Genomic DNA, 14,725 nt, shown 5'->3' with positions numbered 1-14,725 from the left:
CGTCGCACGCGCGCTCATTCCAGCGACTCACGTGCCCGGTCGGCCTGCCGAGCCGCCGCGCGCGCTGTGGACGCGGCGTCGGAGCGCTTCTGATCCAAGCGCGCCGCCTCGTCGTCGGCTTTGTCCGCATCCGTCTCGAGCCGAGCCAGCTCGGTGCGCAGATCCTGGATCCGCTCCCGTAGCAGGTCGCCGCGCTCGCGGACCTTCGCGAGCTTGGCCTCCACCCGCGCGAGCTCACGCTCGGCCTCCCCCGATGCACGCTCGGCCTCGCGCAGGGCGCGCTCGGCGGCCTTGCGCGCCCGGCGCTCGGCGAGGTCGTCTCGGGTGGGAGCGGGAGCATCCGGGACGCCGGGCAGGCTCCCCCCGACGGCGTCGGATACGTCGACGGCCTCGAAGCCGCCGGCCTCCAGCGGACGGACGAGGCGCCCCGTCATGACGGCCGCGGCGGCCGCGGCATCCATCACCGCCGCGTTGAGAGTCTTCTCCACGTCCGTGCGGGCCGACGCGCTGACCGCGACGCCCCGATCGCGCGCCAGTTCGACCGCGCGCGTGGCCAGCGCCGTCACCAGCGCGCGACGCTGGCGGCTCAGTCGCCCGAGCTCGGCAGCGTCCAGGTCGTCCTGCGCCTCGCGCAGCGCACCGGCCAGCTCCAGTGCCTCGCCGAGCTGCCCGTCGCGCGCCAGCAGATCGACGGCCCACGCCGACGCGGTCGGCTTGCGCAGCGCCTTCACCCGGGCGGCGAGGGCCCGATCGGATGCCGCGGCGCGCGCGTTCCGCGCCGCGGTGAACTCCTCGGGGGGCAGGGTGTACAGCTCCGCGGCGATCGCGTCCAGCTGCGCCTGGTCGGCGGCAGGGTCGTCGGCGGAGGGGGACACGGGACCATTCTGTCGGGCAGCCCCGCCGAGCGCGAGAATCCCTGCTCCCCCCGCCCCGTCGCCGTCCCCGGACGCCCCGCTCCCCCACTGCTCCCCTGTCACAACACGCCGGTGCGCCCTGCACTTTGCGACAGGCGAGCCGGCAGGACCCTCCGCGCAGGGCCACTCGCCTGTCACAACACGCCGGCGCGCCCCGCACGCTGCGACAGGCGAGCCGACAGGACCCTCCGCGCAGGGCCACTCGCCGGCAGGAGCTGGCCGGGCTGCGGACGCCGGCTCAGCCCCGGACGACGAGCGCCGCCTGGCGCGCGGCGCCCAGGGCGACGTACTCGCCCGGTGCGGGGACGTCGACGGGGATGCCGAACACCTGCGGAGCGATCGTCCGCACCGCCTCCGACTGGGCGCCGCCCCCGACCAGCAGCGCACGCTTCAGCGGGACGCCCAGCCCGCGCAGCGCGGACAGGCCCGCCGCGAGGCCGGCCAGCATCCCCTCGACCGCGGCCCGGGCGAGGTTCTCGCGGGTGGTCGACGCGAGGGTCATGCCGGTGAGGGATGCCGTGGCATCCGGAAGATTCGGCGTGCGCTCCCCCTCGAAATACGGGACCAGGCGCAGCCCGTGCGCGCCCGGTTCGGCGGCCAAGGCGAGGCGGCTGAGTTCGGCGTGGTCGACGGCCAGGAGGCCGGCGACCACGTCGAGCACCCGCGCGGCGTTCAGCGTCGCGACCAGCGGCAGGAACCGGCCTGTGCAGTCCGCGAATCCGGCGACCGTGCCGCTCGGGTCGACGGTGCGCTGGTCGCTGACGGCGAAGACCGTCCCGCTCGTGCCGATCGAGACCACCACGTCGCCGGGCCCGGCGCCGAGGCCGAGCGCGGCACCGGCGTTGTCGCCGGCGCCAGGGCCGACCCTGCGGCCGGCGTCATCGAGCACCCATTCCGCGGGGCCGAGCACGCGCGGCAGGATCGCGTCATGTCCGAGTGCCGCGATGAGCAGCTCACGGTCGTAGCCGCCGGTCGCCGGGTTCCAGTAGCCCGTGCCAGAGGCATCCGAGCGATCGGTGACCAGCTCGTCGAGCACCGGCCCGAGCGGGGACTCCCCCGCGGGGCCGAACCCGCGCAGCCGCCAGGTCAACCAGTCGTGCGGCAGCGCGACGGCGGCCACGCGTGCGGCGTTCTCGGGCTCCGAATCGCGCAGCCAGCGCAGCTTGGTGATCGTGAAGGACGCGACCGGCACCAGTCCGGTGCGCTCCGCGAGCGCCTCGGCTCCGAATTGCGCGATCAGATCCGAGGCCGCCGCCGCCGAGCGGGTGTCGTTCCACAGCAGCGCCGGGCGGATCACGCGGCCCGCGGCATCCAGGGCCACCATGCCGTGCTGCTGTCCGCCGATCGCCCACGCCGCGACATCGGCGAGTCCGCCGGCGGCGCCGATGGCCGACTCCAGAGCGCTCCACCAGGCGGCCGGGTCCACCTCGGTGCCGTTCGGGTGCATGCCGCGGCCTGCGCGCACCACGGCGCCGGTCTCGGCATCCGTGACCACGACCTTGCAGGACTGCGTCGACGAGTCGACCCCCATGACCAGCGTCATCGCTCACCCTCCCCTTCGACGGTGTCCCACTTCTGCATGCGACACGCCGTGCCGGGCATGCAGGAGTGGGACACCGACCCTGTCACGCGGGTGAACCGCCCTCAGCCGCGCGCGCCGAGCAGATGCTCGGTGGCCAGCTGCTGCAGACGGACGAAGCCGAAGCCCTTGCCGCCCAGGTACGCCGACGGATCGAAGTCCTCGTACGCGGAGCGGTCGGCGAGGAAGTCCTGGTAGGTCTCGCCCTCGTTCAGCGTCGGGATCGACAGCTCGGCGACCTTCGAGGCCTCGAGCGCCTCCTGCACCTCCGGGTCGGCGCGGAATGCCGCGGCGCGCTCCTTCAGCAGCAGGTAGGTGCGCATGTTGGCGGATGCCGAATCCCATACCCCCTGCTCGTCCTCGGTCCGGCTGGGCTTGTAGTCGAAGTGACGCGGCCCGTCGTAGGCGGGCACGCCGCCGGGACCGCCGTTTTCGAGCAGGTCGACCAGCGCGAACGCATTGTGCAGGTCGCCGTGACCGAACACGAGGTCCTGGTCGTACTTGATGCCGCGCTGACCGTTCAGGTCGATGTGGAAGAGCTTGCCGTGGTAGAGCGCCTGCGCGATGCCGGCGGCGAAGTTCAGACCCGCCATCTGCTCGTGCCCGACCTCGGGGTTCAGCCCCACCAGTTCCGGGCGCTCGAGCGAGTCGATGAACGCGATCGCGTGACCCAGCGTGGGCAGCAGGATGTCGCCGCGGGGCTCGTTCGGCTTCGGCTCGATGGCGAAGCGGATGTCGTAGCCCTTGTCGGTGACGTAGTCCCCGAGCAGATTGACGGCCTCGCGGTAGCGCTCCAGCGCCTGGCGGATGTCCTTGGCGGCGTCGTACTCGGCGCCCTCGCGGCCGCCCCACATCACGAAGGTCTTCGCCCCGAGCTCGGCGCCGAGATCGAGCTGGCGGAAGACCTTGCGCAGCGCGAAGCGCCGCACGTCGCGGTCGTTGGAGGTGAATCCGCCGTCCTTGAACACGGGGGCGCTGAAGAGGTTGGTGGTCACCATCGGCACGATCATGCCGGTGTCGGCCAGTGCAGCCTTGAGGCGGTCGATCTGCTTCTGGCGTTCGGCCTCGGTCGAGCCGAAGGCGAACAGGTCGTCGTCGTGGAAGGTGAGGCCGTAGGCGCCCAGCTCGGTGAGCTTCTCCACGGCGTGGACGACATCGAGGGCGGGCCGGGTCGGGCCACCGAACGGGTCGGTGCCGTTGTAACCGACTGTCCAGAGTCCGAACGAGAATTTGTCGGCGGGTGTGGGGGTGGGCATGACGCTCCTTCGCGGAAATTGTTGCGTACGACAACCTATCGCAGATCGGATGCCGCGTCCACCGACATCGGCGGTGAATCGACGGAATCTTGCGTGGACGACTTCGAAACTCTCGGCCCGCGGAACGTAGGATCGAGATATGAAAGCTCCGACGCGCGTCACGCTCGCCGAGATCGCGGCGGAAGCGGGCGTGTCCCTGGCCACGATGTCGAAAGTCCTCAACGGCCGCGCCGACGTCGCGGCGGGCACGCGCGCCCGTCTGGAGGAGCACCTCGCCCGCCACGGCTACACGCGGCGCCGGGTGAGCCAGCGCACCGACATCCTCGAACTGGTCTTCCACGAGCTGGAGAGCAGCTGGTCGATGGAGGTCATCGAGGGCGTCGAAGAGGTCGCCCATGCCGCCGGGCTGTCGGTGGTGCTGACCGTGAGCGGAGATCGGCACTCGCCGGCGCCGGAGTGGATCGACGGCGTCCTGCGACGCCGCCCGACCGGCGTGGTGCTGGTGTTCTCGGACATCGCGGCCCCGCACCGCGACAAGCTGCGCTCCCGCGGCATCCCGTTCGTGATCGTCGATCCCGCCGGCGACCCCTCACCGGAGGTCCCCTCGGTCGGCTCGGCGAACTGGTCGGGAGGCCTGATGGCCACGCGACACCTGATCGAGCTCGGCCATCGCCGCATCGCGGCGATCACCGGGCCGGAGGACATGATGTGCTCGCTGGCCCGCGTCGACGGCTACCGGTCGGCGATGAACGCGGCCGGGTTGCCGATCGATCCGACCTGGATCCGCTTCGGCGACTTCCATCCGGGCGGCGGCGAAGCCCATGGGCGGGACCTGCTGGCCCTGCCCGACCCCCCGACGGCGATCTTCGCCGGCAGCGACCTGCAGGCGCTGGGCGTCATCGCCGCGGGGACCGCGGCCGGGCTCAGCGTGCCAAGCGACCTGTCGGTGGTGGGTTACGACGACATCGCGCTGGCCCGCTGGATGAGCCCGCAGCTGACCACCGTGCATCAGCCTCTGAAGCGCATGGGCGAAGAGGCCACGCGCCTCGTCCTCCGCCTGGCCGACGGCGCCGAGGTGGAGACGCTGCGCATGGATCTGGCCACCCACCTGGTGGTGCGCGGCAGCACCGCCCGCCACCTGGGCTGATCGGACGGCCCCGGCGTCAGAGCTCCTCGACCACGACGTCGGCGTGCAGCGCCCGGGTGTGATCGACCGGGCGGACAGGTCCGCTGAGCCGCACCGACAGCTCCTGGACGATGTCACCGCTCGAGCGGCCGAACCCGAGGACGATCTCGCCCGGCTCGACGATGCGCACCCCGTCCACTCCGGTGAAGCTCGCCAGGTCGGCGGGCACGGTGAAGCGTACCCGGGCGGCCGCGCCCGCGGCGAGGTCCAGCCGCGCGAAGGCGATCAGCCGCTGCACGGGACGCACGACGCTGGCCACAGGGTCGCGCAGGTACAGCTGCACGACCTCGGTGCCGTCGCGGTCGCCGGCGTTGCCGACCCGGAGCGAGACCGTGACACGGCCGTCGGTTCCGACGGCGTCGGCGGATGCCGCGGCATCCGACCAGACGAACGACGAGTAGCCGATGCCGTGGCCGAACGGGAACGCCGGGCTGGGGTCGATGTTCGACACCCCGCTGCGGCGGGCCAAGGGGGCCGCAAGGTACGTGGACGGCTGTGCGCCGGGGGTGGCCGGAACGCTGACGGGCAGCCGCCCGGACGGATTGACCCGCCCGCTGAGCACGCCCGCGATCGCACCGGTGCCCTCCTCTCCCGGAAAGAAGGTCTGGATGATCGCGGCGGCGGACTCCACACCGGTGCCGAGCGCGTAGGGCCGGCCGGCCAGCAGCGTCACGACGGTCGGCGTTCCGGCGGCGAGGATCGCCTCCAGCAGAGCACCCTGCGCGCCCGGCAGCGCCAGACTCTCCGCATCGCATCCCTCGCCGCTGGTGCCGCGCCCGAACAGGCCGGCACGGTCGCCGAGCGCGAGGACGACGATGTCGGCGACGGATGCCGCGGCCACCGCCGCGTCGAACCCGTCGGTCTCGCCGCCGTCCACGGTGGTGCCCGGCTCGTACGTCACATCGGCGTCGGGGAACTCCGCCGCGATCGCCTCGCGCAGGGTGGACAGCTCGATGCCGATCGGCACCTCAGGGTGATGCACGCCCACGTGCGACGGGAACGAGTAGCAGCCGAGGACCGCGTACGGGTCCTCGGCGGTGGGTCCGACGACGGCGATCCGACGCGACGGCGCGAGCGGAAGCGTGCCGTCGTTGCTGAGCAGCACGACCGCGCTCTCGGCGACCCGCCGCGCGAGCGCCCGATTGTCGGCGGAGTCCAGGTCCACGCGTCCGCGCAGGGCGGCGGGCGAGTCGGACTCGACCCCGAGGAGCGCGTCGGGCACCGCGCTCCACTCGGGGTCGAGCATCCCGAATTCGGCCTTCTGCCGAAGCACTCGACGCGACGCCCGGTCCACGAGCGCGCCGTCGACGCGGCCCTCCTGCACCGCGGCGACGAACGGCTCGGACAGAGCCTTGACCGTCGGCAGCTCCACGTCGATGCCGGCGGTCAGGGCGAGCCGCCCGGCGTCCACCCAGTCCTCGGCCACGCCGTGCAGCTGGGTGAGGAATCCGATCGCGAAGTAGTCGGCGACCACGGTCCCGTCGAAGCCCCACGTGTCGCGGAGGAGCCGGGTCAGCAGCGCCGGGTCGGCCGCAGTGGCGACCCCGTCGATGTCCGTGTAGGCGTTCATCACCGAGCGCACGCCGCTTTCGCGCACGGCCATCTCGAACGGGGGCAGCAGCACGTCCGCGAGTTCTCGCGGACCGACTGAGACGGGCGCGAGGTTGCGGCCCGCCCGGGAGGCGGAGTAGCCCACGAAGTGCTTGAGCGTGGCCACGACATCGGCGGACTCGAGTCCGCGGATGTACGCCGTGGCGACCGTCCCGACCAGGTACGGGTCCTCGCCGATGGTCTCCTCGACGCGACCCCACCGCGCATCGCGCACGACGTCCAGGACGGGGGCGAGTCCCTGGTGCACCCCCAGCGCGCGCATATCGGCGCCGATCCGCGCGCCGACCTCCTGGATCAGGGCGGGGTCGAAGGTCGCACCCCAGCTGAGCGGCACCGGGTACGCGGTCGCTCCCCAAGTCGCGAAGCCGGCGAGGCACTCCTCGTGCGCGATCGCGGGGATGCCGAAGCGGTTCGCCGCGGCGATCCGCTGCTGTGCGCGCATCAGCGACAGCGCGCCCAGCGCCGGATCCACCGGTGCGGTGCCGAAGGGGCGCGTGAGCTGGCCGAGGCCGGACGGCAGCAGCGCGTCCAGGTCGATGGGCTCGCTCATTTCGTGCTGGTGCGGCGCGACATCTTCGCCGTCGGCCGATGCGCCGACCCAGACCCCGTACAGCTGCGCGACCTTCTCGCGGACCGTCATCTCGGCCATCAGCGCGTCGACGCGGTCTTCGATCGAACGCGTCACGTCACGCCAGGGCGGCATCACCGCGTCCGAGCCCCGCATCGCCTGGGAGCCGGTCTGGTCTGAAAGGGTCATCCCTTCACCGCCCCGGTCAGTCCGCCGACGATGCGCTTCTCGGCGAGCAGGAAGAACACCAGTGCCGGGATCATCGCCAGCGAGGTGTAGGCCAGCACCGCGCCGGTGTTCTGCGAGTACTGGCTGGAGAACTGGGTGACCCCCAGGGGAAGCGGCCACCACTCCTGCGGCAGCGACCCGGTGCTGATCACCAGCAGCGGCAGCAGATACCCGTTCCAGCTCGCCACGAAGGCGAGGACCCCGACGGTGACCAGGCCGGGTTTGGACAGCGGCAGGAGGATGCGCCAGAAGAAGACCAGCCGCGAGGCGCCGTCGATCACGGCCGCCTCCTCCAGCTCTTCGGGGATCGCACGCAGGAAGGGCACGAGGATGATGATGGTCGTCGGCAGCGCGAACGCGATGCCGGGGATGATGACGCCCAGGTAGGTCCCGTGCAGTCCGAGCGTGCGCAGCAGCAGCGTCAGCGGCAGCGCCGCGACGGTCAGCGGGAACATCAGTCCGGCGGCGAAGAGCGTGTACAGTCCCTGCCGGCCGCGGAAGTTGTAGCGGGCGATGACGAACGCCGCCATGAGCCCCGCCACCACCGCACCGGCGGTGGTGGCGGTGGCCAGGATGACGCTCGCGGCGACGTTGCCCCAGAAGCGGGGGGCGCTCAGCACGGCGGCCCAGTTCTCGAAGACCCACGGATCCGGCAGTCCGGCGGGGTTCGCATTGATGTCGACGGTGGTGCGGAAGCCGCCGATGAAGACGTACAGGACGGGACCGACGGCAACGGCGGCGACCACGAGCGCCACGAGATAGACGAACGGCTGTCCCCGGTCGAACACACGCGGCGAGCGGGGCGGCGTCGGCTGCTCCCCGGACTCGGTCTCGGCCGGCGCGGTGGTGGTGGCGGACATCTAGTGAACCCCCCGAGTGATGGATCCGGCGAGGTCTCGGCGGAGCGCGAAGCGCTGGTAGACCAGCGCGACGACGAGTGAGATGACGAAGAGGATGACGGCGATGGCGCTGCCGTAGCCGGGCTGGCCGGCGAACTGGCCCTGCTGGACCATGTAGGTGGCCATGCTCTCGGTGGCGATGCGGCGCACGGCCGGAGCGACGGTGACCCAGATCATGTCGAACACCTGAAGCGAGCCGATGATGGACAGGAACGCCCAGATGCGGATCGTGGGGGCCAGCAGCGGAAGGGTGATGTAGCGCTGCGTCTGCCACCACGTGGCGCCGTCGATCTGCGCCGCCTCGGCCAGCTCCTCGGGGACGCCCTGGAGCCCGGCCAGCATCAGCAAGATGGCGAAGCCGATGTACTTCCAGGTCAGGATGAAAAAGATGGTCCACAGCGCGATGGCAGGATCGGCCAGCCAGTTCTGGCGGAGGAATCCCAGTCCGAGGCCTTCCAGCATGGCGTTCACGCCCCCACCGGGCTGCAGCAGAAGCCGCCAGGAAAGGCCTGCGATGACCTCTGCCAGCACGTACGGCACGAAGATGAGCAGGCGGAAGACGCCGCGTCCCTTCATCCGCCGGTTCAGCATCAGCGCGACGGCGATCGCGACCGGACCCTGCACCAGCAGTGACATGAACAGGATGAAGAAGGTGTTGGCGATCGCGCGCTGGAACTCCGGGGTATTCAGCGCCCGGGTGTAGTTGGCCAGGCCGACGAACCGGTCCGGGTCGGCCAGGTGGTCCCAGCGGAACGCCGGCGGCAGGTTGAACAGGCTGTACACCGCGGCCAGCACCACGGGCAGGATGACGAACCCCAGGAACAGCACCAGCGCGGGGGTCAGGAAGAGGGTGATCTCGACGCGCTTGCGCACCGCCCCCGAACGGGGACGCGTGCGCGATGCGCGGCCCGGGCCCGCGGAGACCGCGGACCCGGGCGTGCTGACGGCGGTCATTACAGTGTTGCCGCCGCATCCTGCATGCGCGTGACGATGTCCTGCGGGGTGCCGTTGCCGGCGAAGAGGTTGACGATCCCCTCGTTCATCGCGTTCCCGACGGTCGTGCCGAGCGCCGTGTCGAGCCAGATCTGCACGAGCGACGAGTCCGCCAGGCCCTCGGCGACCAGGCTGAGGTTCGGGTCCTCCACCGCAGAGATCGCGCCGGGCACGGTCGGGATGCCGGAACCGCTTTCGGCGAAGCGCTTCTGCACGTCCTCGCTCATGATGTAGGCCAGCAGATCGGCGCACTCCGGCGGAGCGGTCGCAGAACAGCCGAAGCCGTCACCGCCGCCCAGCGCGGCCGACGGGTCGCCCGCCGCACCCTCGATCGCCGGGAACGGGAACCAGCCCAGGAACTCCGGAACCTCTTCGTTGGGGGCGAGGCCGCCGATGGTGCCGACGTTCCAGTGGCCCATCAGCTCCATGGCCGCCTGGCCGTTGGCGATCATGCCCGCCGAACTGCCGGCACCCTCCTGCGGAACGGTGCCGAGGTAGCCCTCCTGGAACGGCTCGATGCCGATGAACTCCTGGAGCTGCTCGCCCGCTTCGACCCAGCACGCGTCGCTGAAGTCGAACTCGCTCACCGCGGCCTCCAGGGTCTCCGGCGAGCAGGACTTCATGGCGAACTGGTACCACCAGTGCGCCGCCGGCCAGCCCGCTCCGGCGCCGACCGCGATGGGGGTGAACCCGGCCTCGCGGAGGGTGCCGACGGCGGTGACGAGGTCATCGAAGGTCTCGGGCACCTCCACACCTGCCTCCTCGAACTGGTCCTTGTTGTACCAGAAGCCCTCGATGCCGAACGTGAACGGGACGGCGTAGGTGACCCCATCCACCTGCCACGGGTAGGCCGTCGCGCCGACGCTCTCGATGGTCTCCGGGATGAGGTCATCCAGCGGCATGAGGTACTCGTTGTCGACCTGGTCGCGCAGCTCGCCGCCCGGCCACACCTGGAACAGGTCCGGCGGGTCGCCCGCGGCCAATGCGTTGGGGATGAGGGTGCGCTGCAGCTCCTCGTTCTGATAGCCGGTCTGCTCCACCGTGACGCCGGGGTTGGCCTCCTCGAACTCGGTGGCCACCGCCTCCCACACGTCCGGAAGCGGCCCGTTGGTGGCGTTGTGCCACCACGTGAGCGTGATCTGCTCGCCGTCGCCGCCCCCGCCCTCGTCTCCGCCGCCCCCGGCGGAACACCCGGCCAGCGTGCCGACGGCCAGGCCGACGGCGGCCAGGCCCGCGGCAAGCCGCGTCTTGCTGCGTACGTTCATCCTTGAACCTTCCGAAAGTTTCGACGTCGTGGTCGAAAGTGATCTGATTCGCTCAATATATGGCGTGACGTATTCGTGGTCAAGGCCAACAAATGTGGAGATGATCACGATTCGATCTCCTACAGTGGGACGAGTGAGCGAACAGACGGCGGACGGCGTGCGCCAACGCAACCTCGCGCGCATCCTTCGGCTGGTGCACCTGGAAGGCCCCCTCTCCCGCGCGGTGCTGACCGAGACGACCGGGCTGAACCGCTCGACCATCGCCGACCTGGTATCGCAGCTCGCGCAGCAGGGGCTGGTCCAGGAGCACGCACCGGACAGGTCCCGGCGCGTCGGGCGCCCCTCCCCCGTCGTCGCGGTCGATCCCCGCGTGCTGACGATCGCGGTCAACCCCGAGGTCGACGCGCTCACGATCGCCGCGGTCGGGCTGGACCGAGGCATCCCGATCCGTGAGCGCATCGATCTGGACCACCTGATCGGTCCCGAAGAGACCGCTGCGCTCGTCGCCGAGCGCATCTCGGCCTGGCGCGCGGCGGAACTGGCCGACGCGCGCATCGTGGCGGTGGCCCTGGCCGTTCCCGGGCTGGTCCGCGCCGCCGACGGGCTCGTGCGCAACGCGCCGCACCTGGGGTGGACCGACGCCCCGATCCGCGACCTGGTCGCGGAGGCGACCGGCCTGCCCACCGTCGTGGGCAACGACGCGAGCCTCGGTGCCATCGCCGAGCACCTGTACGGCGCGGCACGCGGCATCGACAACGTCGTCTACCTCAACGGCGGTGCCAGCGGCATCGGTGGCGGGCTGATCGTGCACGGGATGCCGGTGGCCGGCGCCGGCGGCTACGCCGGTGAGTTCGGCCAGAACAGACCCGGGATCGCGTCCGACCGCGACCGGCGCGCTCGCGACGGCGCCCTCGAGGACGAAGTGAGCCGCGCACGCCTGCTCGCCGTCGTCGGCCGCCCGTCCGCCGACGAGCCCACCCTGGCCGCGCTGCTGGAAGCCACCACGCTGCCGGACGCGATCGCCGAACTCGCGCGTCAACGCGGCATCCTGGCCACAGCCCTGGCCAACGCCGTCAACGTCCTGAACCCGTCGGTGGTGGTGCTCGGCGGATTCCTCGCCACCATCGCCGAGCGCGACCTGGACGGGCTCACCGCCGCGGTGGGAGCACATGCGATGCCGGCGAGCATGGAGGGCCTCGCGATCCGCGTCGCGGTCCTCGCCGAGAACCGCCTGCTGATCGGCGCGGCCGAGGCCGCGTTCGCCGACCTGCTCGCCGATCCCGGTGTCCTCGGCGCAGCAGCGGGATGACCGCGCGGGAATGAACCCGATCGTGCGGCGTTGCTCTCCGCATGACACGTGTGGGCATCATCGGCGCAGGACACATCGGCTCGACGCTGGCTCGGGGTCTCATCGACCGCGGCTATGACGTGGTGATCAGCAACTCCCGGGGGCCCGAATCGCTGGCCCCCTTGGTTGCCGAACTGGGCGATCATGCCACCGCCGGCACGGCGACGGATGCCGCCACCCAGGGCGAGTTCGTCATCGTCGCCGTCCCGTTCATGGCGTACCGGGACCTTCCGGTCGCCCCACTCGCGGGAAAGATCGTGGTGGACACGAACAACTACTACTGGGAGCGCGATGGCCGTATCGCCGCCCTCGACGAGAAGAAGGCGACCTCCAGCGGCCTGCTGCAGGAGCATCTGGCCGAATCGAAGGTCGTGAAGGCGTTCAACCACATCACCGCGGGCGACATCCGCACGACCGGTTCACCTGCCGGCACGCCCGGCCGCCGCGCGCTGGCCACGGCCAGCGACTTTCCGGATGCGGCCGCCCTCGTCGCCGAGCTGTACGGAGAATTCGGGTTCGACGCAGTGAACATCGGCCCGCTCGCGGAAAGCTGGCGCGTCGAGCGCGACCAGCCCGCGTATGGGGCGGTCCAGACGCGCGAGGAGATGGTGCAGAACCTGGCGCGGGCGACGCGCTGACGCCGAATCGCGCTGTTCCGAAAGGGAGATTCGCCACAGGATCGCCCTGTGGAGTTCGCGGCGCGCTCCGTAGGGCTTAGGGTATCTCGGTGGGCACCATTTACTACGGCGGATCGGCCACCCCGATTCACATCGAGGATCGCGCGCTGGCGCACCTCAAGGTCGTCATCGCCACCAAGCTCCGGCGCAGCGAGAGCTTCACCGTGACGTGGCGGCATCCCGACGGCCAGCCGCGCGGTCGCAGCACCATCTGGCTGCACCCGTCGATCCCGATGCGCTTCGTGTTCGACGACCCCGAGCCCGCGACTCTCAGTCGGGAATGGATCGAAGAGCTCGCGAGCTCGGCGAACTCATCGGGCGGCATCACGCTGATCGCCGAGCACTTCGACACCGGGCCGGTCGAGGTCATCGAGCCGAGCGATCCCGCGCTGGCGGTGGCCAAGGTCGAGGTCGAGGAGCTGTCGATCGACAAGCTCACGGTCGGCGGCAACGAGGTCGGCGGGTCGAGTCTGACCACTGGCCACGACGTGCTGCAGACCTCCGAGCTCGCGGCACCCGAGAAGAGCTGACCGCTCCCACGCGCGCGAGCGCGCTCACTCCTCGGGGAGTGATTCCTCCGACGGCTCCGGCGTGATCGTCAGCCCGTTCGGTCCGCTCGCGACCTGCATCAGGTCCTCGATCCAGGCGCGGTTGATGCGCGGATTGCGGCTACCGAAGAAGTGGAACTGAATCGGGACCGACGGGTGCATCCAGAAGCTGCGCCGGCCGCTGCCGTCGCCCACCTCGACATCGAACATGAAAGCCTCGGTGCGGCGCAGCTTGTTCATCACCACGATGCGAAGATGCGCAAGCGTCCGATCATCGATGTCGACCGAGTTTGCCATCGTGTCGTAAATGAACCTGCCCATGACCACGAGCCTAGTCGGGCGTGCGCGGTTCCGCGTGCCCATGCCCGCTGTCCGCGCCGGGTGTCGCCTGTCGGTCACAGGGCTTCGACGATCTCCGACTCCCCGGGGATGCCGTGCCCGACGACCTCGCCTGAGGTCAGGCTGCGGTAGCCCCGGAACACGATGGGCAGGCCGCGCGCTCGGTTCCAGTCCATTGAATCGGTGACCTGCACGTGTACGCACGGCTGAGTGCTGTTGCCGGAGTTGCCGCATTCCGCGAGCGAGTCGCCGACCGCGACGACGTCGCCGACCTCCACCTGCGGGCTGCCCAGCCTCAGGTGGACGAGGGTCACGAACGGTCCGGCCGGGCCGAGCGCGATGACCACGTGGTTGCCGGCGATCGCCCCGATCCCCGCCCGGACCCGCGCGGCCTGCCCGAGCAGGTACGGCAGCAGCGTCAGCGGCGATCGCCTCCCGACGTGGTCGGGTTCTCCGTCGTGGACGGACACGACCGTCCCCGCCGCGGGGGCGAGGACCGGTTGCCCGAAGCCGCGGAAGGTCGCCGGCTCCTCGGAGCCCAGCACCGCCCGCCACCCGGGCGGCGCGGACCTGCCGCGCGCATCCACGGCGACGAAGTCGATCGCGTAGGTGACGCCGAACAGGTGCGTTCCGTGACTGGGCACCCTGCGGGCCGGGCTCATCTCGGCCCGCCACGTGCCGCGGAAGGGAAGCTCCAGGACCACGGGCCTCATCGGCCCATCCTCTTCCCGCCCGGACCCTGAAGTCCAGCCGGTGAGCGACCGGACACCTGGCGCGGGGACCGCCGGTGGGGTTGGCTGGAGTGGCCGCGACGTGTGTGGCGCGGGCGCCACCTGACCGATCGGAGGACTCACATGCCGGAATTCTCAGACGAAGCCGTGACCGAGATGACCGAAGACGAGTGCTGGCACCTGCTCGAGCATGCGCAGGTGGGCAGGCTGGCGCTGTGTGTCGGCGAGGAGGTCGACATCTTCCCGCTGAACTTCGTGGTGTCCGAGGGCGCCCTCTATTTCCGGACCTCGCCGGGGTCGAAGCTCGCCGCGTTGACCGCGAACCCGCGCGTTGCGCTGGAGGCGGACCGCTACGACGACGCTGCAGCGGCAAGCGTGGTCGTGAAGGGAGTGGCCGAGCGCCTCGAGCTGCAACGGGACATCGATGCCGCCGACCAGCTGCCGCTGCAACCGTGGATCCCGACCCTCAAGTACCGCTGGGTGCGCGTCGTCCCGACGCGGGTCAGCGGACGCCTCTTCGCCCGTTCGCCGGAGCCGGACCGCTACGACGTGGTCGACGGCGGGCCGGCGAGCTGAGCAGGAG

The 14,725-nt window shown here is 71.0% G+C and carries 13 protein-coding genes and 1 pseudogene; 5 read left to right on the top strand and 9 right to left on the bottom strand.

All coding sequences use genetic code 11. The features are described from left to right. Window positions 1-14 precede the first annotated feature (14 nt). From NQ152_RS06510 to xylA, 3 genes are all read right to left on the bottom strand, one after another. Window positions 15-875 carry a transposase gene (locus NQ152_RS06510; protein WP_257523425.1) on the bottom strand — a complete coding sequence of 287 codons (861 nt, stop codon included), beginning with the start codon at window positions 873-875 and terminating at the stop codon, window positions 15-17. A 277-nt stretch (window positions 876-1,152) separates the two neighbouring features. Continuing rightward, on the bottom strand, window positions 1,153-2,457 hold the full coding sequence (gene xylB / locus NQ152_RS06505; protein WP_257523424.1) for a xylulokinase: 1,305 nt from the start codon (window positions 2,455-2,457) through the stop codon (window positions 1,153-1,155). 101 nt (window positions 2,458-2,558) lie between these two features. Continuing rightward, entirely contained in the window at window positions 2,559-3,749 is a 1,191-nt protein-coding gene (xylA, locus tag NQ152_RS06500) for a xylose isomerase (protein ID WP_257501404.1), read from the bottom strand. Window positions 3,750-3,888: 139 nt separating this feature from the next. Here xylA and NQ152_RS06495 point away from each other — a divergent pair, with 139 nt between their 5' ends. Next, window positions 3,889-4,896: a LacI family DNA-binding transcriptional regulator gene (locus NQ152_RS06495; RefSeq protein WP_257523423.1), complete on the top strand. Its 1,008-nt coding sequence runs from the start codon at window positions 3,889-3,891 to the stop codon at window positions 4,894-4,896. A gap of 16 nt (window positions 4,897-4,912) precedes the next feature. Here the strand turns inward: NQ152_RS06495 and NQ152_RS06490 are convergent, their stop codons facing one another. From NQ152_RS06490 to NQ152_RS06475, 4 genes are read right to left on the bottom strand one after another with little or no spacing between them, the layout of a single operon-like run. Then, a complete protein-coding gene (locus tag NQ152_RS06490) occupies window positions 4,913-7,303 on the bottom strand; it encodes a beta-glucosidase (RefSeq protein ID WP_257523422.1) in 2,391 nt (796 codons plus the stop codon). Next, complete coding sequence (locus tag NQ152_RS06485) at window positions 7,300-8,202, bottom strand: carbohydrate ABC transporter permease (RefSeq protein ID WP_257501401.1); 903 nt, start codon at window positions 8,200-8,202, stop codon at window positions 7,300-7,302. The genes NQ152_RS06490 and NQ152_RS06485 overlap by 4 nt, the downstream gene beginning before the upstream one ends. Beyond that, a complete protein-coding gene (locus NQ152_RS06480) occupies window positions 8,203-9,195 on the bottom strand; it encodes a carbohydrate ABC transporter permease (RefSeq protein ID WP_257501400.1) in 993 nt (330 codons plus the stop codon). Next, complete coding sequence (locus NQ152_RS06475) at window positions 9,195-10,499, bottom strand: ABC transporter substrate-binding protein (RefSeq protein WP_257523421.1); 1,305 nt, start codon at window positions 10,497-10,499, stop codon at window positions 9,195-9,197. The genes NQ152_RS06480 and NQ152_RS06475 overlap by 1 nt, the downstream gene beginning before the upstream one ends. A 100-nt stretch (window positions 10,500-10,599) precedes the next feature. Here NQ152_RS06475 and NQ152_RS06470 point away from each other — a divergent pair, with 100 nt between their 5' ends. From NQ152_RS06470 to NQ152_RS06460, 3 genes and pseudogenes are all read left to right on the top strand, one after another. Next, window positions 10,600-11,808 carry an ROK family transcriptional regulator gene (locus tag NQ152_RS06470; protein WP_306815712.1) on the top strand — a complete coding sequence of 403 codons (1,209 nt, stop codon included), beginning with the start codon at window positions 10,600-10,602 and terminating at the stop codon, window positions 11,806-11,808. A 41-nt stretch (window positions 11,809-11,849) separates the two neighbouring features. After that, a complete protein-coding gene (locus tag NQ152_RS06465; protein ID WP_257523420.1) occupies window positions 11,850-12,485 on the top strand; it encodes an NADPH-dependent F420 reductase in 636 nt (211 codons plus the stop codon). An 89-nt stretch (window positions 12,486-12,574) separates the two neighbouring features. Then, window positions 12,575-12,877: pseudogene (locus NQ152_RS06460) on the top strand (hypothetical protein); the annotation flags it as partial. Between the two features lie 201 nt (window positions 12,878-13,078). Here NQ152_RS06460 and NQ152_RS06455 read toward each other — a convergent pair. Further along, window positions 13,079-13,393: an ATP-dependent DNA ligase gene (locus NQ152_RS06455; protein WP_257501474.1), complete on the bottom strand. Its 315-nt coding sequence runs from the start codon at window positions 13,391-13,393 to the stop codon at window positions 13,079-13,081. A gap of 74 nt (window positions 13,394-13,467) precedes the next feature. Beyond that, window positions 13,468-14,124, bottom strand: a complete 657-nt coding sequence (locus NQ152_RS06450; protein WP_257523419.1) for a M23 family metallopeptidase — start codon at window positions 14,122-14,124, stop codon at window positions 13,468-13,470. 141 nt (window positions 14,125-14,265) lie between these two features. Here NQ152_RS06450 and NQ152_RS06445 point away from each other — a divergent pair, with 141 nt between their 5' ends. Beyond that, window positions 14,266-14,718: a pyridoxamine 5'-phosphate oxidase family protein gene (locus tag NQ152_RS06445; RefSeq protein ID WP_257501396.1), complete on the top strand. Its 453-nt coding sequence runs from the start codon at window positions 14,266-14,268 to the stop codon at window positions 14,716-14,718. Window positions 14,719-14,725: the final 7 nt, after the last annotated feature.

Source organism: Microbacterium sp. zg.B48, from assembly GCF_024623505.1.
Lineage (GTDB): Bacteria > Actinomycetota > Actinomycetes > Actinomycetales > Microbacteriaceae > Microbacterium.
The sequence above is the reverse complement of the archived record's forward strand: the minus strand, read 5'-3'. Positions and strand labels throughout refer to the sequence as shown.